Source organism: Methylocystis sp., from assembly GCF_051061225.1.
Lineage (GTDB): Bacteria > Pseudomonadota > Alphaproteobacteria > Rhizobiales > Beijerinckiaceae > Methylocystis.
On record NZ_JBPFEB010000127.1, the window covers coordinates 1 to 21,192 of the forward strand.

Annotated in this window: 24 protein-coding genes; 21 read left to right on the forward strand and 3 right to left on the reverse strand. The window is 60.9% G+C overall.

All coding sequences use genetic code 11. The features are described from left to right. Nucleotides 1–160: 160 nt before the first annotated feature. From ACR652_RS21150 to ACR652_RS21235, 18 genes are all read left to right on the forward strand, one after another. Nucleotides 161–814 (forward strand): hypothetical protein, encoded by a 654-nt coding sequence (locus ACR652_RS21150; RefSeq protein ID WP_434508451.1) that lies wholly within the window; start codon nt 161–163, stop codon nt 812–814. A gap of 31 nt (nt 815–845) precedes the next feature. Beyond that, nucleotides 846–3,209 carry a hypothetical protein gene (locus tag ACR652_RS21155; RefSeq protein ID WP_434508452.1) on the forward strand — a complete coding sequence of 788 codons (2,364 nt, stop codon included), beginning with the start codon at nt 846–848 and terminating at the stop codon, nt 3,207–3,209. Beyond that, entirely contained in the window at nt 3,209–3,760 is a 552-nt protein-coding gene (locus tag ACR652_RS21160; protein WP_434508453.1) for a hypothetical protein, read from the forward strand. The genes ACR652_RS21155 and ACR652_RS21160 overlap by 1 nt, the downstream gene beginning before the upstream one ends. 43 nt (nt 3,761–3,803) lie before the next feature. Next, entirely contained in the window at nt 3,804–4,040 is a 237-nt protein-coding gene (locus ACR652_RS21165; RefSeq protein ID WP_434508454.1) for a hypothetical protein, read from the forward strand. Further along, nucleotides 4,040–4,408: a hypothetical protein gene (locus tag ACR652_RS21170; protein ID WP_434508455.1), complete on the forward strand. Its 369-nt coding sequence runs from the start codon at nt 4,040–4,042 to the stop codon at nt 4,406–4,408. Before ACR652_RS21165 ends, ACR652_RS21170 begins: the two co-directional genes overlap by 1 nt. A 30-nt stretch (nt 4,409–4,438) precedes the next feature. Beyond that, entirely contained in the window at nt 4,439–5,425 is a 987-nt protein-coding gene (locus ACR652_RS21175) for an N-acetylmuramidase family protein (protein WP_434508456.1), read from the forward strand. A 3-nt stretch (nt 5,426–5,428) separates the two neighbouring features. After that, nucleotides 5,429–5,851 carry a hypothetical protein gene (locus ACR652_RS21180; RefSeq protein WP_434508457.1) on the forward strand — a complete coding sequence of 141 codons (423 nt, stop codon included), beginning with the start codon at nt 5,429–5,431 and terminating at the stop codon, nt 5,849–5,851. A 230-nt stretch (nt 5,852–6,081) separates the two neighbouring features. Beyond that, nucleotides 6,082–6,351 (forward strand): hypothetical protein, encoded by a 270-nt coding sequence (locus tag ACR652_RS21185; RefSeq protein WP_434508458.1) that lies wholly within the window; start codon nt 6,082–6,084, stop codon nt 6,349–6,351. 86 nt (nt 6,352–6,437) lie between these two features. After that, entirely contained in the window at nt 6,438–6,758 is a 321-nt protein-coding gene (locus ACR652_RS21190; protein ID WP_434508459.1) for a hypothetical protein, read from the forward strand. A gap of 190 nt (nt 6,759–6,948) precedes the next feature. After that, the gene (locus ACR652_RS21195; protein ID WP_434508460.1) at nt 6,949–7,173 is read left to right on the forward strand and encodes a hypothetical protein; all 225 of its coding nucleotides are present in this window, start codon (nt 6,949–6,951) and stop codon (nt 7,171–7,173) included. A gap of 261 nt (nt 7,174–7,434) precedes the next feature. Then, nucleotides 7,435–7,728, forward strand: coding sequence for an ArsR/SmtB family transcription factor (locus ACR652_RS21200; protein WP_434508461.1), 294 nt, complete (start codon nt 7,435–7,437; stop codon nt 7,726–7,728). Further along, nucleotides 7,697–8,191 carry an ArsI/CadI family heavy metal resistance metalloenzyme gene (locus tag ACR652_RS21205; RefSeq protein ID WP_434508462.1) on the forward strand — a complete coding sequence of 165 codons (495 nt, stop codon included), beginning with the start codon at nt 7,697–7,699 and terminating at the stop codon, nt 8,189–8,191. Before ACR652_RS21200 ends, ACR652_RS21205 begins: the two co-directional genes overlap by 32 nt. Continuing rightward, the gene (locus ACR652_RS21210; RefSeq protein WP_434508463.1) at nt 8,188–8,715 is read left to right on the forward strand and encodes an arsenate reductase ArsC; all 528 of its coding nucleotides are present in this window, start codon (nt 8,188–8,190) and stop codon (nt 8,713–8,715) included. The genes ACR652_RS21205 and ACR652_RS21210 overlap by 4 nt, the downstream gene beginning before the upstream one ends. Before the next feature lie 2 nt (nt 8,716–8,717). Then, nucleotides 8,718–9,128 (forward strand): arsenate reductase (glutaredoxin), encoded by a 411-nt coding sequence (gene arsC / locus ACR652_RS21215; protein ID WP_434508464.1) that lies wholly within the window; start codon nt 8,718–8,720, stop codon nt 9,126–9,128. Nucleotides 9,129–9,150: 22 nt separating this feature from the next. Continuing rightward, nucleotides 9,151–9,510: an arsenite efflux transporter metallochaperone ArsD gene (arsD, locus tag ACR652_RS21220; RefSeq protein WP_434508465.1), complete on the forward strand. Its 360-nt coding sequence runs from the start codon at nt 9,151–9,153 to the stop codon at nt 9,508–9,510. 9 nt (nt 9,511–9,519) lie between these two features. Further along, nucleotides 9,520–11,286, forward strand: a complete 1,767-nt coding sequence (arsA, locus tag ACR652_RS21225; RefSeq protein WP_434508466.1) for an arsenical pump-driving ATPase — start codon at nt 9,520–9,522, stop codon at nt 11,284–11,286. Nucleotides 11,287–11,367: 81 nt separating this feature from the next. Beyond that, complete coding sequence (gene arsB / locus ACR652_RS21230) at nt 11,368–12,396, forward strand: ACR3 family arsenite efflux transporter (RefSeq protein WP_434508575.1); 1,029 nt, start codon at nt 11,368–11,370, stop codon at nt 12,394–12,396. A 25-nt stretch (nt 12,397–12,421) separates the two neighbouring features. Continuing rightward, the gene (locus tag ACR652_RS21235; protein ID WP_434508467.1) at nt 12,422–12,613 is read left to right on the forward strand and encodes a hypothetical protein; all 192 of its coding nucleotides are present in this window, start codon (nt 12,422–12,424) and stop codon (nt 12,611–12,613) included. A gap of 635 nt (nt 12,614–13,248) precedes the next feature. Here the strand turns inward: ACR652_RS21235 and ACR652_RS21240 are convergent. Both ACR652_RS21240 and ACR652_RS21245 read right to left on the reverse strand, forming a co-directional pair. Then, a complete protein-coding gene (locus ACR652_RS21240) occupies nt 13,249–15,765 on the reverse strand; it encodes a TonB-dependent receptor (RefSeq protein WP_434508468.1) in 2,517 nt (838 codons plus the stop codon). A gap of 73 nt (nt 15,766–15,838) precedes the next feature. After that, entirely contained in the window at nt 15,839–16,216 is a 378-nt protein-coding gene (locus ACR652_RS21245) for a hypothetical protein (protein ID WP_434508469.1), read from the reverse strand. A 589-nt stretch (nt 16,217–16,805) separates the two neighbouring features. Between ACR652_RS21245 and ACR652_RS21250 the strand changes: the two genes are divergently transcribed. Further along, entirely contained in the window at nt 16,806–17,069 is a 264-nt protein-coding gene (locus ACR652_RS21250; protein ID WP_434508470.1) for a hypothetical protein, read from the forward strand. A gap of 483 nt (nt 17,070–17,552) precedes the next feature. On the opposite strand, the gene ACR652_RS21255 is transcribed toward ACR652_RS21250, so the two are convergent. Continuing rightward, nucleotides 17,553–17,849: a hypothetical protein gene (locus ACR652_RS21255; RefSeq protein ID WP_434508471.1), complete on the reverse strand. Its 297-nt coding sequence runs from the start codon at nt 17,847–17,849 to the stop codon at nt 17,553–17,555. Between the two features lie 118 nt (nt 17,850–17,967). Between ACR652_RS21255 and ACR652_RS21260 the strand changes: the two genes are divergently transcribed. Together ACR652_RS21260 and ACR652_RS21265 are read left to right on the forward strand one after the other, a co-directional pair. Then, on the forward strand, nt 17,968–18,153 hold the full coding sequence (locus ACR652_RS21260) for a hypothetical protein (protein WP_434508472.1): 186 nt from the start codon (nt 17,968–17,970) through the stop codon (nt 18,151–18,153). Between the two features lie 587 nt (nt 18,154–18,740). Further along, nucleotides 18,741–19,841, forward strand: coding sequence for a helix-turn-helix transcriptional regulator (locus tag ACR652_RS21265; protein WP_434508473.1), 1,101 nt, complete (start codon nt 18,741–18,743; stop codon nt 19,839–19,841). Nucleotides 19,842–21,192 lie beyond the last annotated feature (1,351 nt).

Consider the following 21,192-nt stretch of genomic DNA (forward strand, 5'->3'; position numbering starts at 1 on the left):
CGCCGGATAACGCTCAATAACGCCATGTCTATCACTCCGTCGACCCCCGCTGAAAACAGCCAGGGCGGGTTCAGAACATGGGTCAATTCTCAGCGGAAATTTCCCGCTCTCCCGGGTCAACTCTCAGCGGAAATCAACATCGGGGGGCAACGCCTATCAGTTGGGTGTCGTCGACGCGTTCGGCGGCATCCCCGCAATCCGCCTTCGCCGCGCGAACGGCACGGTCGCCGCCCCGACAGCAATCCAGAGCGGGGACGACATCGGCGAACTGGAGTTTTCCGGCTATTACACGACGGGGGGCGCGGCCTTCTCGACGAAATCGGCCAACCTTCGCGCCGAGGCGACGCAGAACTGGACGTCGACGACGTTGGGAACACGTCTGGTCGCCCAGGTCACTCCAAACGGTTCCGCCTCGCCGATCGACTCGCTTTGGCTGGAACAGGATTCGTCCCTGCGCGTCAAAGGCCCGATCGGCTATCAGACCGGCATTGGCGCCGGCGGTTCTGTCTCGCAAGCAACCAGCCGCACGACAGGCGTCACGCTCAACAAGCCGACCGGTTCGATCCTCCTCGTGTCCGGGACGGGAGCCGCCTACAACACGGTTGGCCAGACATTCTTCCTCACGAACTCTTTCATCGCGGCTGGGGACATCCTGATCGTGAACGTCACGCCCGGCAATGGCGCGGCGGTCCAGTATTGGGCCAACGCCTATTGCGTGGCGGGCGGCGCCTACATCACGCTGTGGTGCTACAACTACGGGACCGCAGATCAGCCGACCGTCAATTTCGCGGTCATCAAAGGCGCGACAAGTTAATTCCCTCCCGCGCGGGTCTTCGAAGATCAAAATGAAGCGGTCCTTCCTGCAGCGGCGACAGGCGCGCTGGCGCGAAGTCACGCGCTGGTTCTCTGTGGGCGCCTGCGCCGTCGCCATTGCGTATCACTGGCGCGCGGCGGATGGGGTCTTGACCCGCGAAGCCTATGGGCTGACGCGATCGGCAGACGGCTCTGTCTCTAAGCAGCAGCTTGCGACGGTCGGCTTCATTACGACCGCGAGCCCCTGGACAGTCCCGAGCGACTGGAACAACTCGGCCAACACGGTCGAGGGGCTCGGCGGAGGATCGAACGGCCTTACCGGCAGTCCGTCGTCTGGCGGCGCGGGCGGCGGCGCGGGCGCTTACGCGAAGGCGGTCAACGTCGCTCTCTCCCCGGGCGCGACGCTCAACTCTGGAACCGATTTCCAGATCGGCGCCGCCAACAGCGGCACGGCGGGTTCCGGCACGGCGCGCGCCTGCAACACCTGGCTCAAGGACAACACGTCCACGGTCGTTCTGACCGCCGCCGGCTCCGGATCGTTGACGGCGACGGGAGGTCTGGCCTCCAACTGCGTCCCGACGACCGGCGCGGTCTCCGGAGGCAACGGGGGATCAGGCGCGGTGTCGGCCAGCGGCGGCGGGGGCGGCGCTGCCGGGCCGAGCGGGCGCTCGAATGGCGTCAACGCATCGTTCACGGTCGCGGGCAACGGCGGCGCTGGCAACGGCGGCGCAGCAGGTGGCGGCACGGCCGGAACCGGCGGGGCGACTTCTACAGCCGGCGGCGCCGGAACGCTGTGGGATGCGACGCACGGCCCCGGCGGCGGGGGCGGCGGCAATTCCGGGAACAACGTCGGCGGAGCAGGCGGGAACTACGGCGCCGGCGGAGGAGGCGGCGGAAGCACCTCCAAGGCCGGCGGCGCCGGTATGGCGGGCCTGATCGTCTACACCTATACGCCAACCGGAGTTGTCTACAACGACTCAATCTATCTTGCGACCACGGGAGGCGCGCCCGCGGTCGAGACGCAGGGGATGTCCCCGGCGACCTCACTGGCGACGACCGGCGGCCACTCGCCCGCCGCCGCGCTGGCCGTCCCTGCTTCTGCGACCGTCGCCGCGACGCTGGGCCATGCCGCAATGCAACTGCTCGCTGCTGTCGGGGTCATTAACCCGTCTGTCATCGGTAATTTTTTCGCGACTTCCCGAGCCGACCAGGTCGGCCCCATCACGATCACGGAAACTTCCGGGGTCAGCGACGGCAGCCAGTCGAACAGCGTCGGCGCGACAACGATCTCTGCGACAGGGGGATTGACCGACTCCAGTCAGTACAACAGCGCCAGCCAATCGACCATCGCCGCGACGGGAGGGATGACGCCGGGCGGCCAATCAGCGAGCGTCGCTGCGGTTGCGATAGCTGAGATTGGTGCGCTATCCCCCTCCCTGCTTGCGCGCATGCTCGCAAGCGCCGCGCTCGCCGAGGCCGGCGGCGTATCGGTGTTTGGCGGATTTGTGTTCGCTACGGCTGCGTCTATAGGCGAAGCAGGTGGCGCAACGTTCACCGGTTCCCCAGCATATTCCGGATCAGCGACGATCGGCGCAATGGGCGGCGCCGCCGTCGCCTATCAATTAAAGCTCGTGGGGTCGACGACGATCTCCGAAAGCGGCTCCCTCGCGGACAGCAGCATTGCGACGGCAGTCGCTGGCGCGCAGATCAATGAGACCGGCGCGGTTTCGCCGGTGTCCCTGAATACAACGCTCGCCATCGCGAACATCGCAGAAACGGGGCAAGCCGCGCCCTCGAGCGCGATGACAACGCAGGGCGCATCGGCAATCGTCGAGATAGGTGGGCAAGCGCCATCAGCCGCGGTGAGCACGCGCGGCGCATCAGCGCTCGCGGAGACCGGCGGGGTGACGGGGAACGCAGTCATGCTGTTGCCCGCATCGGCGGCGATTGGGGAGATCGGCGGGTTAACGGACGCGGTTGTCAACAAGATCGCAGTTGGGGCGGCGGTCGGCGTCTCAGTGGCTTTCAATGACGCGGGGAGAATCGTCGCCTCCGGCACAATTCAGCTTGCCCAGACCGGAAATGTGGCCCCCTCCGGCAGATATGCTTCCTCGCCTTCCACGACATTCACGGCGTCATTTTCGGCCAACATATCGAGCGGGCTATCGCTTGCGGCCGCGGCGGAGATCGCCGCCGCTCTCGCCCAATCGTGTGGTGGAAACACCGCGAGGCCTGTCGTCTTTGATCTGACGGCGGTTGTTCTTTCCCTGCTCGGGCAAAACGCGATCAACATCCCGACGCACAGCATGTCCGCGACGGACAATCAATCGCAAATACTCAGCGGGACGGTCGAAATCATCTTCGACCGATCTGCGGAAGTTAAGGAGATCATCTAATGCGACACGCTCTCAAATCGATTGCCCGCGCCTTCTCGAATTGGACTGGCGCCAATGATAACGTCATTGGCGCGCGCATGCGGACTTTCTACAAAGTCGAATGCTTCGACAAGGACGGCAATCTCAAGTGGGTCGAGAGCTGCGAGAACCTCGTCACGACCGCTGGCGCAACCGATCTGCTGGCGAAATATTTCAAGGGATCAGCTTACACGGCGGCCTGGTATGTCGGCCTCTACAAAGGAACAGGCACGCTGGCGACCGCCGACACGATGGCGTCCCACGCCGGCTGGACGGACTCGACGGATTACAGCAACGCCAGTCGCCCCGCGTGGACCGGCGGCACGCCATCCGCCGGCTCCGTCGACAACAGCGCCTCGGTCGCTGTCTTCAACATCAACGCGACCGCCACGATCCTTGGCGCTTATCTCGTCAGCGATAACACCAAGGGCGGCACGACTGGCGTCCTTTATGGCGAAGCGGCGTTCGGCGCTTCCCGCTCCGTTATCAGCGGCGACACGCTCAATGTGACCGTCACTCTGACTGCGGCGTAATTCTCGCCGCAGCGCAAGCCAACCACAGAGAGAGGAAGTTTCAATGAAAATCGAACTCCTTATGACCGTCGAGCAGCCGGTCATCTTTCCAATCGGGGCGGATTTCAAACCGGCGGTAAACGGCATCGCCCGGGCCTGGGCGTATGAGACCGCGCACACGGACGACGAGGAAGCCGGCGTTTCCAAAACTGTTTGGAAGTTCCCGGTCGGCTCGATCGTGGATATCCCCGACAAGGCGGCGAATACGCTCATTGACCTCAGCTACGCGAGGGCGGTCTGATGACGAACGCTGTGGAGGTGACGCAGGGAGACGTCTTCTCCCTGCGCTTCCCTTTGCTCGATCCAAGTGGTCAGCCGGCCGGCTACGTGGGGACTCCCGCCGCCAAATTCGCACTTGGCAAAAATCCCTATATCGCCCCCGGTGAGACGCCAATCCTGTCGAAGTCTTCTCCTGCGTCTGGGTGCCGCGTCGTCCAGGAAACCGTCAACGCGATTCAGACTTGGGTCGTCTACGTCGACTTCGTCAAAGTCGATACGCTCGGCAACGCAAATGTAATGGCGGGTCAGCACTACTATGAGCTCAAGGCGAACGAAAACACGGTCGCCACTGGCAGCCTGATGATCCAGCCGACGCTGATCACCTCCTAAAATTCTTAACCAGCAACCCAGAGTCTTAAAATGTCCGTCGAGTTCTCCGGAGCCGCGCGGCGCTTGACCGCGCGCGAAGTTGAAGACGCAGCCGAGAAGATCGGGTGCCGAGTGGCCGCGCTGTGCGCCGTCCTCGCGGTCGAGAGCCGTGGGTCAGGCTTTGACGCCAAGCGCCGGCCCGTCATTTTGTTCGAGCCGCACGTCTTCTATCGCGTGCTCAATCGGCACATGCGAGCGGCCGGGGAATTGAATGGCCCGGGGTCGCGCCTCGATCGCGCCGTTCGCGCCGGGCTCGCCTATAAGGAATGGGGCCAGCGCCCCTATCCGAAAGGGAGTGAGGCGCAATATGAGCGCCTCGATCAGGCGTCGCGCGTCGACGCAGAAGCGGCCTTCCAGGCGATTTCGATCGGCTTGGGCCAGGTGCTCGGCGAAAACCACACCATGGCGGGCTTCAATTCCGCTCGCGCAATGTTCGATGCGGCGACCGAGTCCGAGGCCGCCCAGCTCGACCAGATGGTGGCTTTCATCAAGGCCAGACGCCTCGATGACGATCTGCGCTCCCTCAACTGGGCCGGATTCGCTCGCGGCTATAACGGCCCCGGACAGGTCCCGAAGTATGCGTCCTGGCTGGAGCGCGAATACGCCAAATGGTCGAAGATCGCGTCGAAGCCCCGCGAGGAGCTGACGGCCAAAGACCTGCGCGCGGCCGGGTCCCAGACCATCGCCGCCACCGACCAGGCGAAAGCGGGCCTCGCCGTCGCCGCGACGTCGGCGAGCGGCGCCCTCGGGCTTGCCGATCAGGTCCAGGGCGTCGTGCAACCGATCCAGTCAGCAGTCGAGCATGTCGACAGCTTCAATCAGGCCGTCGCGTGGCTTCAGGACAACTGGAAGGTCGTCGGGGTCATCGTCCTGGCCCTGCTCGCCGCCTATGGCGCCTGGTCAATATGGAAGGGGATCAGGGCGGCCGAGGAAGAGCGCGTGCGCAACGCCCGCGACGGCGTGAACACGAGGTTCTGACCCATGCCGGCGCTCCTTCCCATCCTTTCCGGCCTTTGCTCGCTGGCGACGTCGACCCTCGGCATGATCCTAATTGCGGCGGTCGTCGGATTCTCCTCCGGCCACCACCGTGCGAGCGTCGCTTGCGCCAAGCGGGAAGCCGAGGCGCGCGCGGCGGCGGTCCTCGCCCAGCAGGCCGAGTCGTCCCGGCAGGCCAAGGCCGCCGACGCCATCGCCGTAACAGACCGCGCGCGCCTCGCGGCCGGCGCCAAAGCCGACGCCGTCATGGCGGGGGAGATCGACCGCCTGCAATCCGAACTCGTCAAAAAGGAAACCGACCATGTTCCTGCCCCCGCCGGGACGAAGACCACTGTGGTGGATCGCTGCCGGATTGACGCTGATCTCGTTCGCCGGGTGCGCCGCCTGGACGCCGCCGGAGGTCGCTAGGCCCCATCTGCCGCCGCTAGCAGCGTCATGCGCGCCAGCGCCCCTCCCTGCCCCGCTGATCGGCATGGACGCCCGGGTCTTCGCGCTGAAGAACCGATTCACCGCAATCAAGGCCAACCGGGCGGTCCTCGCCTGCCAGCAATTCTATTCCGACGTGCAACGGGAATTCAGCGCGGCGGAATAGCGACCCCGCGCCGGGGCGGATCCCCGGAAACCCAATGGAGGCGACAATGGCTTGGTGGAATGTCTTCCGTCGTCTCTCAAGGCTCGAGCACAGAGAGGAAACGGTGATGGCGCAGATTGACGATCTGAAGGCGGCGCAGGCGCGCCTGATTGAAGCCAATAGGCGGTTGATCGGCAAGGTGGGGGAGCTTCAGGCTGTCCACGTCGACCAGACCGAAATGCAGGCGCTGATCGATGACGCGAACAGCGCCGCCGCCAACGCGGAGGCTGTCGCCCCGCCGCCGGCCGAAGCCGTCGAACAGCCCGCCGCCGCCTGATCGCAGGAATGAGGGGCGCGCCGCAAGCGCGCCTCGTCGCATCGACCATGGGCGGCAAGGCGCCACCCGTCAGGAGCCATCCCGCGATGAGCGAACCACTCACGAAAGAAGATGTGCAAGAGATCGTGGACTCCGCGGTCACGCAATTGCGGCAGGCGATCCCGACCTTGGTGCAGGACGCCATGGCCGGCAAGATCGAGCTGACATTCGGCGTCGACTGCAAGGACCCCAAAGAGCGCGACGCCGTGCGCGAGGACATGAAATTCGTCCGGTCGCTTCGAGGGCATGCCAGGGCGGGCGGGGAAAAGATCTTCCTGGTCGCCGTGGGCGTCCTCGGAACCGGCTTCCTTTATTGGGTGGTGGCGAAGGTCTGGCCGGAGGGCCAGAGGTTTTTGCCGCATCCCTGATTTCTTGCACGCTTTACTTAGCCCTGTCTGGCAGACTGAAATTCTTGCCGGGCGGGGCTTTTCTTTGTCTCCGCGCCGCCTGTCGTCCGAGGCTACCGGCGCGCCAGCGAGCCCCTAGTGGGAGCGTAGCGGCCGCGCAATCGCCATCGTTGTTCGTCTACTCTCGCACGGGGCAATCAGCAGGCACCACATGTCCCGTGAATTATCCGATGCCGAGATTGCCCTCCTCCAGGAAAGAATCGCTGCAGCAGCGGATCACCCTGAAATCAACTGCCACGAAGCGGAGGCGCTGGACTCGCTAAGGGTCCGGCTGCGCCGGTATGGCTCCAACCTGTTTTTGAGCGCGGGTGAGCGCCACCGGCTGCATCGAATTTTCGAAAAAGCAGCTTGTCTGCCTAAGCTGCGGCGGCGTTGAATGCACAAGTATTTTGCAGGATTTCGGACCTCGGCGACTTCTAACCCATAGCGGTCATCCGCCAAAGGCTGCTGACGAAACGGCGCTCGAGTTTCGCGCCTATTTGCACGCAACCCATTCTGCACTTGAAGCCACCCTGTCCGCGCATGGGCTTGACACGCCTTATATTTCCATCATATTTGAAATATGGAAAAACAAGAAGCCATAGCCGCCCTTGTCGCGCTCGGTCATGAGACACGTCTCGATATTTTCCGCCTGCTCATGCAGGCCGGACCCGAGGGGCTTCCTGCGGGGCAAATTGGCGAGCGGCTGGGGCTTGCGCCCGCAACGCTGTCTTTTCACCTCACCCAGCTCAAACAAGCGGATCTCATAACCTTTCGGCGCGAAAGCCGGTCGCTGATCTATTCGGCGGCTTATCCGGTCATGAATGCGCTGCTCGCTTACATGACCGAGAATTGCTGCCAAGGCGCAACCGCCTCTTGCGAGGCCGCCGCTCCTTCAACCTGCCAGCCAAAGGGACGCCATGAAACGCCTGCACGTGCACGTGTCCGTTGATGACTTAGCGGGGTCCGTCCGCTTTTACAGCGCGCTTTTCGGGGCTGAGCCGACCGTCGCCAAACCGGACTACGCGAAATGGATGCTTGATGACCCGCGGGTGAATTTTGCGATTTCGGCGCGGGGCGGAAAGACGGGCGTCGATCATCTCGGGATTCAGGTCGAGACGCCCGAGGAATTGAAGGAAGTCTATGGCCGCCTGCAAGAGGCCGAACGCCCTGTGCTGGAAGAAGGCGCGACAACCTGTTGCTACGCCGAGTCAGAGAAAGCGTGGATTTCCGACCCGCAAGGGCTGTTGTGGGAGTCGTTCCTGACGACCGGCGAAAGCACGATTTACGGCGACGATGAAAAGCTGGCCGGATTCCGCACCGGCGGGAAGGGGGAGTCCTCTCCCTGCTGCGGCTCAACGCCTGCGCCAGTCATTGAAGCCGCTTGTTGTTCTGGAACGGGAGCCAACAAATGACCGAACGCGTCTATAACGTCCTCTTCCTCTGCACAGGCAACACCGCTCGCTCGATTTTGGCGGAGGGTATTCTTCGCAAGGATGGGGCCGGGCGCTTCAACGCCTTCTCGGCCGGGAGCCAGCCGAAAGGCGTCATCAATCCTTTCGCCATTAAAACCCTTGCGGAATATGACTATCCGACCGAGGGCTTCCGCTCAAAGAATTGGGAGGAGTTTGCAACTCCCGGTGCGCCGGTGATGGATTTCGTTTTTACGGTCTGTGACAACGCGGCGGGCGAAGTCTGCCCGATCTGGCCGGGCCAACCGATGACCGCGCATTGGGGCATTGAAGACCCTGCGGCGGTCGAGGGCACGGATATCGAAAAGCAACGCGCTTTCAACCTTGCCTTCCGTTATCTGAAGACGCGCATTTCGCTGCTGCTGGCGACGCCGATTGCCCGCCTTGATAAACTCAAGCTGAAAGCGCGACTGCGCGAAATCGGCGAGGCGGAAGGCGCGACCCACGGCCACAAAACGGAGGCGTGAGGGTGTCTGTTACTATCTATCACAACCCCGCCTGCGGCACCTCGCGCAACACGTTGGCGATGGTCCGCCAAAGCGGCGAAGAGCCGGTCGTCATCGAATATCTGAAAGACCCGCCGACGCGCGCGCGGCTCGTCGAGCTGCTTAAGGCCATGGGCATTTCCGCGCGCGAGCTGCTGCGACAGAAGGGAACGCCTTATGAGGCGCTCGGCCTAGCCGATCCCAAATGGACGGAAGACGAGCTGATCGGCTTCATGCTTGAACACCCAATCCTCATCAACCGGCCTATCGTCGTAACGCCAAAAGGCGCGCGGCTGTGCCGCCCTTCGGAGGCCGTGCTCGATATTCTGCCCAACCCCGACATTGGCGACTTCACCAAGGAAGATGGCGAAGTCGTCACCGGCAAGCGCGCTTAACCCCAATCCTGAAAGGATTCGCATGACCACCATTCACGTTTTCGATCCCGCCCTTTGTTGCAGCACGGGCGTCTGCGGCGTCGATACGGATCAGGCGCTTGTCACCTTCGCGGCGGATGTGGATTGGGCGAAAAAGAACGGCGCGCAAATCGAGCGCTTCAACCTTGCGCAACAACCCATGGCCTTTGCCGACAACGCCACGGTGAAAGGTTTTCTCGAGCGATCCGGGCAGGAGGCCCTGCCGCTGATCCTCGTCAATGGCGACATTGCGCTTGCCGGACGTTATCCGAACCGCGCCGAGCTGGCGCGCTGGGCAGGCGTCAAGGAAGCCGCCGAAGCGCAACAAGGCTCATGCTGCGGCGGCAAGACCTCATGCTGTTGAGGTAACGCCATGAAATTTCTCGAAGGCGCGCCGCGTTTCCTTTTCTTCACCGGCAAAGGCGGCGTCGGCAAAACCTCGCTGGCCTGCGCCACGGCGATCCAGCTCGCGGAAGCTGGTGGCCGCGTGCTGCTGGTTAGCACCGATCCGGCCTCGAATGTCGGCCAGGTTTTCGGGATTTCTATCGGGAACAAAATCACCCCGATGAGTGACGTTCCCCGGCTGTTTGCCCTCGAAATCGACCCGGAAGCGGTGGCACAAGCCTATCGCGACCGCATCGTCGGCCCCGTGCGCGGCAAGCTGCCGGAAGCCGTGGTCAAAGGCATTGAGGAACAGCTTTCGGGAGCTTGTACGACGGAAATCGCCGCCTTCGACGAATTCACCGCGCTACTGACCAACACGGAAATCACCTCGGCTTACGAACACATTGTTTTCGATACTGCGCCGACCGGCCACACTATCCGCCTGCTGCAACTGCCCGTCGCATGGTCGGGCTTCCTCGAAGCGGGGAAGGGGGACGCCTCATGCCTTGGGCCGTTGGCGGGCCTCGAGAAACAGCGCGCCCAATACAATGCTGCCGTGCAGGAGCTGGCGGACGGACAGCGGACCCGCCTCGTCCTCGTCGCCCGCGCCCAGAATTCCGCGCTGCGCGAAGCGGCGCGCACGCATGGCGAGCTGGCGGCAATCGGCCTCACCCAGCAATTTCTGATCGTCAACGGGCTGTTGCCCAAGGAAGAGGCGGCGCTCGATCCGCTCGCCGCGGCAATTCACGGACGCGAGCAAGCGGCCTTGGCCGCGATGCCGGAGGCGCTTCGTGTCCTGCCGCGCGATGATGTGCCGCTCAAACCGTTCAACCTCGTCGGCCTCGATGCCTTGCGCCAGCTGCTTGTTGAAACCGCGCCCCGGATAGACGCGGCGGGCGGGGAGCCGGTCGAACTGCGCGCGCCAAGCCTCGCCGGTCTCGTGGATGACATTGCTGCCGAAGGCCATGGGCTGGTCATGCTCATGGGCAAGGGCGGGGTCGGCAAGACGACGCTGGCGGCAGCGGTTGCCGTCGAGCTGGCGCGGCGCGGGCTGCTGGTTCACCTCACCACCTCCGACCCTGCCGCACATCTCACTGAGACGCTGCACGGCTCCATGGCGCATTTGACGGTTAGCCGTATCGACCCTCACGCTGAAACCGAGCGTTATCGGCAGGAAGTGCTGCGGACGAAAGGCGCGAAGCTCGATGCCCAAGGGCGCGCTTTGCTCGAAGAGGATTTGCGCTCGCCCTGCACCGAGGAAATCGCCGTCTTTCAGGCCTTCTCGCGCATCATCCGCGAGGCGGGGGAAAAATTTGTGGTGATGGATACCGCGCCAACCGGCCACACGCTGCTGCTGTTGGATGCGACGGGAGCCTATCACCGCGAGGTCGCGCGCATGCTCGACGCCAAAGGCGCGCATTACACGACGCCTATGATGCAGCTTCAGGACCCCAAACGCACGAAGGTCCTTCTCGTCACCTTGGCCGAAACCACGCCCGTCCTCGAAGCCGCCAGCTTGCAAGCCGACCTGCGGCGTGCCGGGATCGAGCCGTGGGCATGGGTCATCAATAACAGCGTCGCGGCGGCGCGTCCGCGCTCGCCCATCTTGCGCAAGCGCGCCCAAAACGAGTTGGCGGAAGTGGAAAGAGTCGCGACGGCCCATGCCAGCCATTACGCCGTCGTGCCTCTGCTTCAGGAAGAACCGGTCGGCGTCGAACGTCTTCTCAAACTGGCCGCTGTCAGGGAGCCGGCCTAAGCCTGCTTTACAGGAAGAGCAACGATCATGAATGAAGCCACAACCCTCACGCGCCCGTCTCAAATCAGCCAAGCGCCTGCCATGGGTGTTTTCGAGCGTTACCTGACGCTCTGGGTGGCGCTCTGCATCGTCGCCGGGGTTGTCCTCGGTCAGACCGTTCCTGCTGTCTTCCGCGCCATTGGCGGGGCGACGGTCGCCGAGGTCAATCTGCCGGTCGCCGTGCTGATCTGGCTTATGATTATCCCGATGCTGCTCAAGATCGACCTTGGCGCGCTCGGGCGGGTCAAGGAGCATTGGCGGGGGATCGCGGTGACGGTTGGGATTAACTGGCTGGTGAAACCCTTCTCCATGGCGTTGCTCGGCTGGATTTTTATTTCGCACCTCTTCCGGCCGTTCCTGCCTGCCGACCAAATCGACAGCTATATCGCCGGGCTGATCCTGCTGGCCGCTGCGCCCTGCACGGCCATGGTCTTCGTCTGGTCAAACCTGGTGGATGGCGAGCCGCATTTCACGCTGTCGCAGGTCGCCCTCAATGACAGCATCATGGTAATCGCCTTCGCGCCGATTGTCGCGTTGCTGCTCGGTCTCTCCTCCATCACCGTGCCTTGGAGCACGCTGCTGCTGTCGGTCGTGCTTTACATCGTCGTGCCGGTCATCGTCGCGCAGCTGTGGCGGCGGGCGCTGCTGGCGCAAGGTGGGCAGGACGCATTGAAGAAGACGCTTGGCAGGCTCGGACCGCTGTCGCTTTCGGCCCTACTGCTGACGCTCGTTATCCTCTTTGGCCTGCAAGGCGAACAGATCATCGCCCAGCCGCTCGTCATCGCCCTGCTGGCCGTTCCGATCCTGATCCAGGTCTATTTCAATTCGAGCCTCGCCTATCTTCTCAACCGCGCCCTCGGCGTCGAATGGTGCGTCGCCGGTCCTTCGGCGCTGATCGGCGCCAGCAACTTCTTCGAGCTGGCCGTCGCGACGGCAATCGCCCTCTTCGGCTTCCAGTCAGGCGCGGCGCTAGCGACGGTCGTCGGCGTGCTCGTCGAGGTGCCGGTCATGCTCTCCGTCGTCCATATCGTCCGCCGCTCGCGCGGGTGGTATGAACACAAAGCGGCTTAACGAACAGCTCGGACGGGGCAATCGCATGTCAAAAAATCCATTTCGCCATCACACGCCTGACGACGACCCGGAGGCCGGAACCCCCGGCACCGGCGAGGACATTTGCCCGGATTGCCACGGCTCCGGGAAACAGCCGAACAAGAAGACCGGCCAACCGACGGAAGAGCCCTGCGAACGCTGTGACGGAACCGGGCGGATTATCGAGGGGATTGGCTAGAATCAATCGGTGAACTGAAAAGCCAAGGCCGCCGCTGCTTACAACGCGGCGGCGGACCGTCTCCCTACGCGATCGTCAACCTGTTTCCCGCACGACAACCTAGCCGTTCTTTATTGCGTGATGAGAGGGATCCCCCTCGGGTAGCAGCGCTAGCTGGAACTGTAGTGTAATCTCTCCGCTATACAGACGCGGTCGCGCTCCGAATTCAAAAGCAAATGTCTGGAATTTCTTCTACTGTTGTCAGCTTCTTCCAATCATTAACGATTGATTTTAAATATGAATTTACGGCCTGTCACGCCGGGGATCTGGGCGTCTAATTTCGCCAAGGCTAAGGTGACGCGTCGCCGACTGCGCTTTTATTCTCGCGAGCAAGACGGCGCTTCGCGGGCCCATTCACGCTCTGAGCCGCCCCGCCCGACGGCGTGGGGGTGTGTCCGACAAATTTGGGTTATCGGACGCTCTGGATCAGGGGGAAAAGGTCCATTGATCCGGCCTATCGAATGAGTGAATCTCTGACCTTGGCGGCTTCTGAGCAAAAACCGGCACTTGCAGGGCTGACAGTCGCCTCTCGACTCCGCTTTCTGTTGCTTATTGTGCCGGCGTTGATTGGTTCTACGTAGGGGTCTCCTCTCGCATCACTCCCAGAACTTCACAAGCTGGAATGGCTCCGTCAGGTCCGGCAATTTGCTTGTCGGATCGAAGTCTAACGGCCCGCCGAAGGTCAAACGCCAGGATGTCCGTTCAATAGGGTGCCCATGCACGCCCATCTGGCCGAGGCCGCAAATCGTATCGGTCGTCGGCGCATTGAGCGCACCAATGCACGCCTGGAACAGCGCATCTGTCGGAATAAACGAGCCGTAGCCATAGGTGATTTGCTGCGAGCGAGAGTTGAACATGTTGAAGACGTCGAGCTGCAGCTTCCACCCGCCCTCCTTCCAGCGATAGCCGACACGGCCGTTTACCGTGCCGATGGCTGGACCCTTGAGGAAGCCATCCTGTGTCAGCACGCGCGGCGAGATGTAGCGGTATTTGAAATTCCCAAACCAGCCGGTCGCTTCGCCGAGTTCCACGACGCCGGTCGCCACGATCGGCGATGTGTTGATGAGATAATTGCCCGGCATGTTGCTCTGCCAAGCTCCCCACTCGAAGGCGCCAGGTTGCAATAGCGCAAGGAAGAGTTGCGCCTGATCTTTGTCAAAGCCGGTGAACCGCGCATGAGTCGCGGTCACATCGCCCTCGAAGGCGAGCCACGAGACGGGGCGATAGTGATTCGTGAACTCAACGCCGATTCGATTTGCGCCGCGGGCGATCGTCGTGTCGCCGGTGTCGCCCTCGAAGACGTTCTCCTTGGCGGTGTTTATGAAGAATAGCGTGGCAGCGCTCTCGAGTTTGTCGATCGCCTTGGTCTTCACGCCAACTTCCGCGCCCGTCGAGGGTGAGAGCAGGCCCTGTGGCTTGACGGCGAGATAATTGCCATTGTCGTCGAGCTCGGAGGTCGCGATGCGTTGCGTCGTCGCTCGGAAGTCGTTCGAATGGAACCCGCGACCGAAATTCAAGTAGAAATCCGTCTTATTGTCCCACGGATTGATAATGACCGAAGCCTTTGGACTCAGGAGTTGCGCGTTGGAGGCTCCGCTGTTCACTGGGCCTGTCCACAGGCGATAGGGGTTTGCCGGATCAAAGGCGGGCGAGTCGACGCCCGGAATGAGCGGCGAGTCCCAATAGGCCTGCAAGCCCTGATTGGAGCCCCAGTAATAATCCCAACGGGCGCCAACTACAGTCCTCAACCAGGAACTCCATTTTGTCTTGATGTCTGTGAGAAGCGCGATACTCCCCTCGCCGACCTGGTCGTTGCGCTTTGTGTCGTACGGCATGCGCCTGACGCTATCTTGCACACCAAGGCGGATCGAATCGTACCGCGACTGGGCGCCAACCCTCAGCTCGCTCTCCTTGTCTTCGAAGAGATTGAACTTGAACGCGTGATAGGCATTGCCGCCAAACATTGTGCGGCGGTCGAACTGACGGAACTCATCGCCAATGACAGGATGGTCGAGGAAAAAAGTGTAATTCTGGTAGAGATCGAGCGTCGAATGCATGGCGAAGGCTTCGACCTTCGACCAATATGTCGCCGTCTCCTGCGCCCAGCGGCCGGACAGGCTAAAGCGGGTGGTGTCGCCGCCAGCGTTAGGGTCCATGCTTCCCCATCGTGAGAAGCCCTGGTCGAGTATCCGCAGCGGAATCTGATCGGTCGCATTCCACCGGTTGGCAAAGGCCATGCCGGTAATCGACATACCGTCATTTTCTTCGCCCCGCGACCAGCGAAGGACAGCATTTATCTTGCGGGCTTTATTGGGAATGTACCAGGGACCGTCGTAGGTCGACATCTCGCCGCCGCCGAAAATGTCGCCGCCCGCAAACTCCCAAGACTTCATCCCGAAGACGCGACCGAAATTGAAAGCGCCTCCGGTCGTCGAGAACACGCCCTGCGGCACTTTCCGCAGATATTGCATGCGGATGGTGCCGGCGTTGGAGAAGTCGCCGTCCTCCACATTGTAGGGGCCTTTGCGCGCGTCCACATAGGCGAGCATTTCGGGAATGACGAAATTGGCGTCGGCGTATCCCTGCCCATGGACATGCGTGCGCATGTTGAGCGGCATTCCGTCAAGATAGAGAGCGAGATCGGTGCCATGGTCAAGGTTGAAGCCGCGCAAAAAATACTGATTAGCCTTCCCTTCCCCGCTGTGTTGGGTCACCGCGAGGCCTGGCACAACCTCAAGCGCCTCCCCGGGCCGAAACGCGGGAATGGTGTTGACCTGACCGCCCGTGAAGAAGCGCTCGCTCGACGATGGCATATCCTTCGGCGGGGCCGGATATTTTATGCGCGGGCCCAGCGCCGTGTCTTGCTGCGCGGACGAGTCGAAGCCGTCGCTTCCTTCGGAACCGGCCGCGGCCGTCGTCGATGGCCCTGGCGTCGAAGCGACGACCGGCGCTCGGACCGGCGCGTTGGAGCGGGGTAACTGCCGGGCGGTGGTGCGCCGGGTGACGGCGCCGACGTTGATTGTCGGGAGCGTGTGCATAGCCAAAGCGGGGCTAATGAGGGTGAAAATCAAGGCACAGGCGCACACGCCGCGTAAAAGCGATAAACGAGTCATGTTCAATTCCTTCCCGGTGCCGAGCAATTGCCCGACCGATCCAGCGCCAAAGGCGCCCTGGCTTCTATTGGGATCAGGCCTGGGAAGGAGACCCGCGTGCGGGCGCGCTGTAATTCAAAACGGAAATCGGTGCGGGGGCCTGAGGTTCGTCGAGCTTGACAGACTCATGCGCCAGGACCCGCGTTTCGATATCCGGCGCCTCGCTTTGAACGACGCTGAAGCCAAGCTGGCAAAGCGAGCAGGTGGCATGGTCATGCCCCGACGGCGTCTGCGCCGGCGTCTGTTGGCTCGTGTCGGCTGATTGTTTGGCATCGACGGTCGCGGACCAAGCGTAGGTCTTGTGGCATCCGAGCGGGCCCTCACGCGCTTCCGCCGCACCCCAGAGGGACGCAACGAACTGTGCCAGCAGAGCTACACAGACGATCAGCGATGCGAGCAGACGAGTGCGCAAAGAACAGCCCGATTAAGAAATCTGCAAAGCCATGCTCATGGCCATTGCTCGCTTAAGTGTGGAAATCAGCTCAAGCGTTCGAGGGCCAGTGTGCAATCGTATCTTCGAATTTGCCAGTTAGCGCGAGCTACCAAAGACCAATAAAGCGACCGCGAGACTTATATGTCACAGTCAAATACCGATTGCGACAAACCAGAAATAATATTTCCAGGCCAGAAACAATCGACGCTCTGAGCTTGGAAAGGCCTTTGGGAGATTTGAGCTTGCTTCGTCAAAGTCAGGCGCCGCGACCTCGCCTTTTGAGCTAAGCCGTAACGCTGGTTTATTCAAAGCAGGCATCCAAAGGCAATGAGCGCTAGCGGTCTGCCAGGATCTGACGCTTCTCGCAGCACGGTATCATACCATCGCGAACATCATGCAGATTGGAACGGACTTGCCTTTCATCTCAGGGGCCCCATGATCCGCGCACCCCGTATACTTTGGTGTTAGTCCTTTTTTACAGGTATCCTTTTGCTTCGACCGTCAAAATAATACCACTTGTCGAAGGCCGCCCCGACGGACTTCGGCCGAGAAGTCGGAGGATCGGACCATGAAGAAATTTCTCGTCTCCCTTGCAGTTTTCACTGCGACAGTAGGCACAGCCTATGCTGGCTCGACCAGCATTGGCTCGCCCCAGATCAATGTTCCGACCTCGATTAATGTGGCGCTCCCAATCCAAGTGCAGACAGGCGTCGCGCTCGGCATCGGCCTCATGGGCGGCACGGGAGTGGGCGTCGTTGGACAGTACGGTGGCCAGACCGCCAACGCCCAGCAGTTCATAGGGAATATTCTTTCTCAGCACTTCGCTCCCTGAGCGACAGTCACCTTTCGTCTCGAAGACACTTAATCAAGATGGCCGTGTCGGACCCTCAGTCCGGCGCGGCCGTTTGGTATTCGATGGATGTGCTGCGGCAATCCGTGCGGTTCGACGAAAACGTGACAACCTGCCGATTCGATTCCCGCCAGGGTAATGAGGACTGTTGGAAAATATCGCCTGGCCGGATCTTGCTCGTCTCTCGCCCTTCAGCCAAAAAGCATCTTGCGGGGATCAAGAGGCGTAACGAAGCCGCCGTGCATCTCTGTGGAGCGGGGCGGCGTGAAGGTGAAAATCCTCTGTGGCGCCGTTCAATAGCGTGGCCTCCGATCAGGCCCTTGCGGCTCGAGTGGATGAAAAGCATTTTGCCTTGGCTGCGAGGCGTATTGCCTCGCAGCCAAGGCCCGCGAGCATTTCCCTGCCCGTTGGCCGTGGCGGCAAGAAATGCCGTCACGACATTGCTTCTCAGGACGCCTACGCCGCTTAGTAGTTAAAGTTGTTGCCACCGGCGATCTGGTTCGTGACATACTGCGCCGCCAAGTTCGCCTGGTGGGCGTCCTGAACGACGACGCCAACGCCGATTCCCGAGCCGGTTCCCATGGAACCGATGCCGGTGGCGGTCGCCGTCTGCGCCTGGTTCGCGACGGCGGCGTTGGTGTTCGAGATGGTCGCGGTGATGGATTGGGTGGGCGTGGTCGGCGGCGGCGGGGGCGGCGGCTGATGCGCGAAGGCAGCGCTGGCGCTCAGGGCGAAAGCAGAGGAAATGAGAAGCATTTTCATAGTCGTTCTCCATTTCTGTCCGATAGAAGCCCGGTGTCCGGTCCCCTACCTGATCATGTTTATCTGGAGACGACGCGCAGCAATACTTGGAAATAAGCAGTAAGGAGAAACCCGTAAAATGACTGAATGGATGTCGTCCGGGACTCCTTCAGTTCAGGATTCCGGTGTCAATATAGAAAAAGGTATATTCGTTCTATTCATGCTTTTGGGCAGCCATGACTGGCCAATCGGCGACAAACTCCCCAAAGCGCCGATCGTGTCGCTCATTGAGCGCTCTACATCAACGCTTTGGCAAATCGTTTGACTCGCTCGGCGAAAATCATCCTGCCTGAAACACGGCGGTGGAGCGGCTCATGAGAATCGCCGGCTGCAAGCTACATTTTTTAAAATTTCAGAAAATACGGCTGAATGCGCGACTCCGGCTTGGGGTATGCTCTAAATATCATCTCGCGAGGTTGCGGGCGCTTGATCGAAAAAACATCTCGAGCGCAGCAACCAGCTTCTGTTCGTCAGACTCACCCTTAAGTGCGCGCCGACACCCATTGAACTCAGCGCGGCCCGCCGGCGAGAGCTTGCTAACTAGCGAGGACTGGGCCGAGTTGTCGTTTGTCTCCCCGAGGCGGCGTCGAAGCTCGATATTTTCAGCTTCAATCTCAGCGATGAGCAACTGGAGGTCACGGCTAGATTTGAAGAGCTGCGCCCTTAGCTGCGCGCTGAAACGCCTCATGTGTTCCGGCTGCATTGCGCTGAGCATGACTTTATACCCGGTTGCGGTTTCGCTTATTTAATATATTTTTGATCGTGTTACCTCTGAATTTAGACGCCCGGCTGCAGCGGTCGAGTTCACAATGACCAAAGCTTAGCCGCATTGCCCTGTGAGGGTTTCACTCCATGCGGGACCACGAATCCGTCGTTGATCGGATCTACGAAGCCGCTGTTGACGCCGACTTATGGTCGCAAGTCATCCACGAATTAGCTGGTGCGGCGGATTCCGCCGGTGGTGTCATCCTCACGCGTCGGGCGGATGCCTGGACGGGCTGGCGCGCTTCTCCTGCAATGACGGGGCAAGAGACTGACGTGTGGATGACTAGTGGCACTTTGCGAAGCCAAGCAACTGCCCGGCTCGTTGCCGCTGATCGCGCGGGGTTTGTCGCCGAGCAGGAAGCCTTTACTGAACAGGAGTGGCTCAGGGATACAATCATGACGGAGTGGTGTGAGCCACTTGGCCTCCATCATTGTGCCGCGACGGCGATCCCTGTGCCTACTGGTGATCTAGTCGTGGTACAATTCAACCGTCGCATCGGAAAGGAGCCCTTCGAACGTAAGGACATCGCTCGCCTCGATGCTTTTCGTCCCCATCTCGCGCGCGCTGGTCTCCTTGCCGCGCGGTGGCGCCTACAGCGGCTGCGAGCAGCCGCCGAGGCTCTGGCATTGATAGGGTTGCCTGCGGCCATTGTAGCGGCCGACGGGAAGGTCCTTGCGACCAACTCCCTCATCGAAGAGATGACTTCGTACCTGACTTGGCTACCCAAGGACCGGTTGGCGCTTGTGGACTCGGGGGCCAACACCCTCCTCATGCGCGCCTTGGTAGACATGCGCGATCCCGCTGCAAACCCGACCTGCTCATTTCCGGCCAAAGGCGCAGCAGAGACGCCGGTCGTTGTACACCTAGTTCCAGCAACGGGCCAAGCGCGCGATCTGTTCGATGGCGGGTTTGCGGTGTTGGCGATCACACCGCTCGCCACTGCCAGTGCTCCCCCCAGGGCGATTATCCAAGGTTTGTTTGATTTGACCGCAGCCGAGGCGAGGGTAGCCGGCCGCGTCGCTGAAGGGCTGACCCTAGACGAAATCGCTGAGCAGCATAGTGTCGCCGTCGGGACGGTTCGCAGCCAAGTCAAATCCATCTTCGCCAAAACGGGCGCAGAGCGGCAGTCACAGCTCGCCGCGCTGCTGGCAGCTCAAACGAAGATACCAATGAAACCCAAGCTATGAGACAGCATAATGTGTCAAGAAAAAAGGGAGAGGCTTGTTAGGCCCCTCCCGTCTGAAAAGCCTTTGTCATTACGAGAGTAAATTTAACTGCCCTCGCCCCAGGCGCATCCCCCATTTGGGAGACGACGTCGATTGGAGCCCAGTTTATCGTTCCGAGTGTTCACCCCATGAACGCTGGAAGAAATGCTGAATCATGGGTCGTAATTTATCTGGACGCTGGGGGAAAATCACATGAGGTTCTCGAAGATCTTTCTATCTTGCGCGCTTTGCATTTTTCCTCTCGCCGCCCATGCTGCATGTACTGTCCCATCCGCAGCGACGTATGTGGGAGGAGGAGGTGGTGAATTCGTTGGAACACCCACCGGAGGTACAAGCTCGACGCTTGTAACAGCTGCGACAACCTGGAAATTGACGTTCGCTACGGCGACGAGCACTTCAATACCTGCTGGTTCTTTCAATGTTATCACCAAGGGAGCGTCTAATCCAACCGCCGCCTCACCGCTAAGTTCAGGATTTCAACAATATGTATCGAACGGAACGATAGCTGCGCAAACGATTGTTACAGCGTATGGCGCGGCAGGGACTAGCACGAGCCAGGTAAGCTCGAATGTTTTTAATAAAACAACTTGCACAGGCATACTCACGTTATCGGGCACGTATAATACTGCTAGTATAGGCGGAACATATTCGGCATCGCCAGGCTCGAATACATTCGCCTATTCCGTAGCTCAATCCGGAAATATGCTCACTATGACGAATTTCTCGAATGATCTTAATGTTGCTGGAACCCCATTTATTTTATACAAGCAATGAAAAACCTATTCTCGCAATACGAAAAGCGCCGCAAGCGGCGCTTTTTCTTGAGCAAGCGAGGTCGGGCGGGGTAAGCTACTAGTATCGATACCTAGGTCGCTTCTTGGGCTTGCATATTAACCGGCTCGACTCTCAGACCCTCGATTTCGAGAGACATTCCGCGCCTGTCACGCCGGAGGTCCCGAGTTCGAATTCGTCCAGGTATTGCGAGTCGTCGCCGATTGCGCCGCTCTTTCTCTCAAGCGAGACGGCGCTTTATGGCCGCTCTTTATGCTTTAAGCGCCGCACCAGACGGGGTGGGAGTGTGTCCGATAACTTTGGATTATCGAACATTCTGGACCAACGCCAAAAGGTACGTAATCCCTCCGCATCGGACATCTCGTTCTCCAGCAGGATCGCAACCAGCTCGGCGGCTTTTGACCCCAAGCGGTCGTTTGCCCGTTCACCCTTTTAGCGTGAGCGAGAGAATCAGATTGACACGCTTTTGACTTTGTTCGCCCGCGCCAAGTACGCCGCTACGTATGTTATGGATGATCTT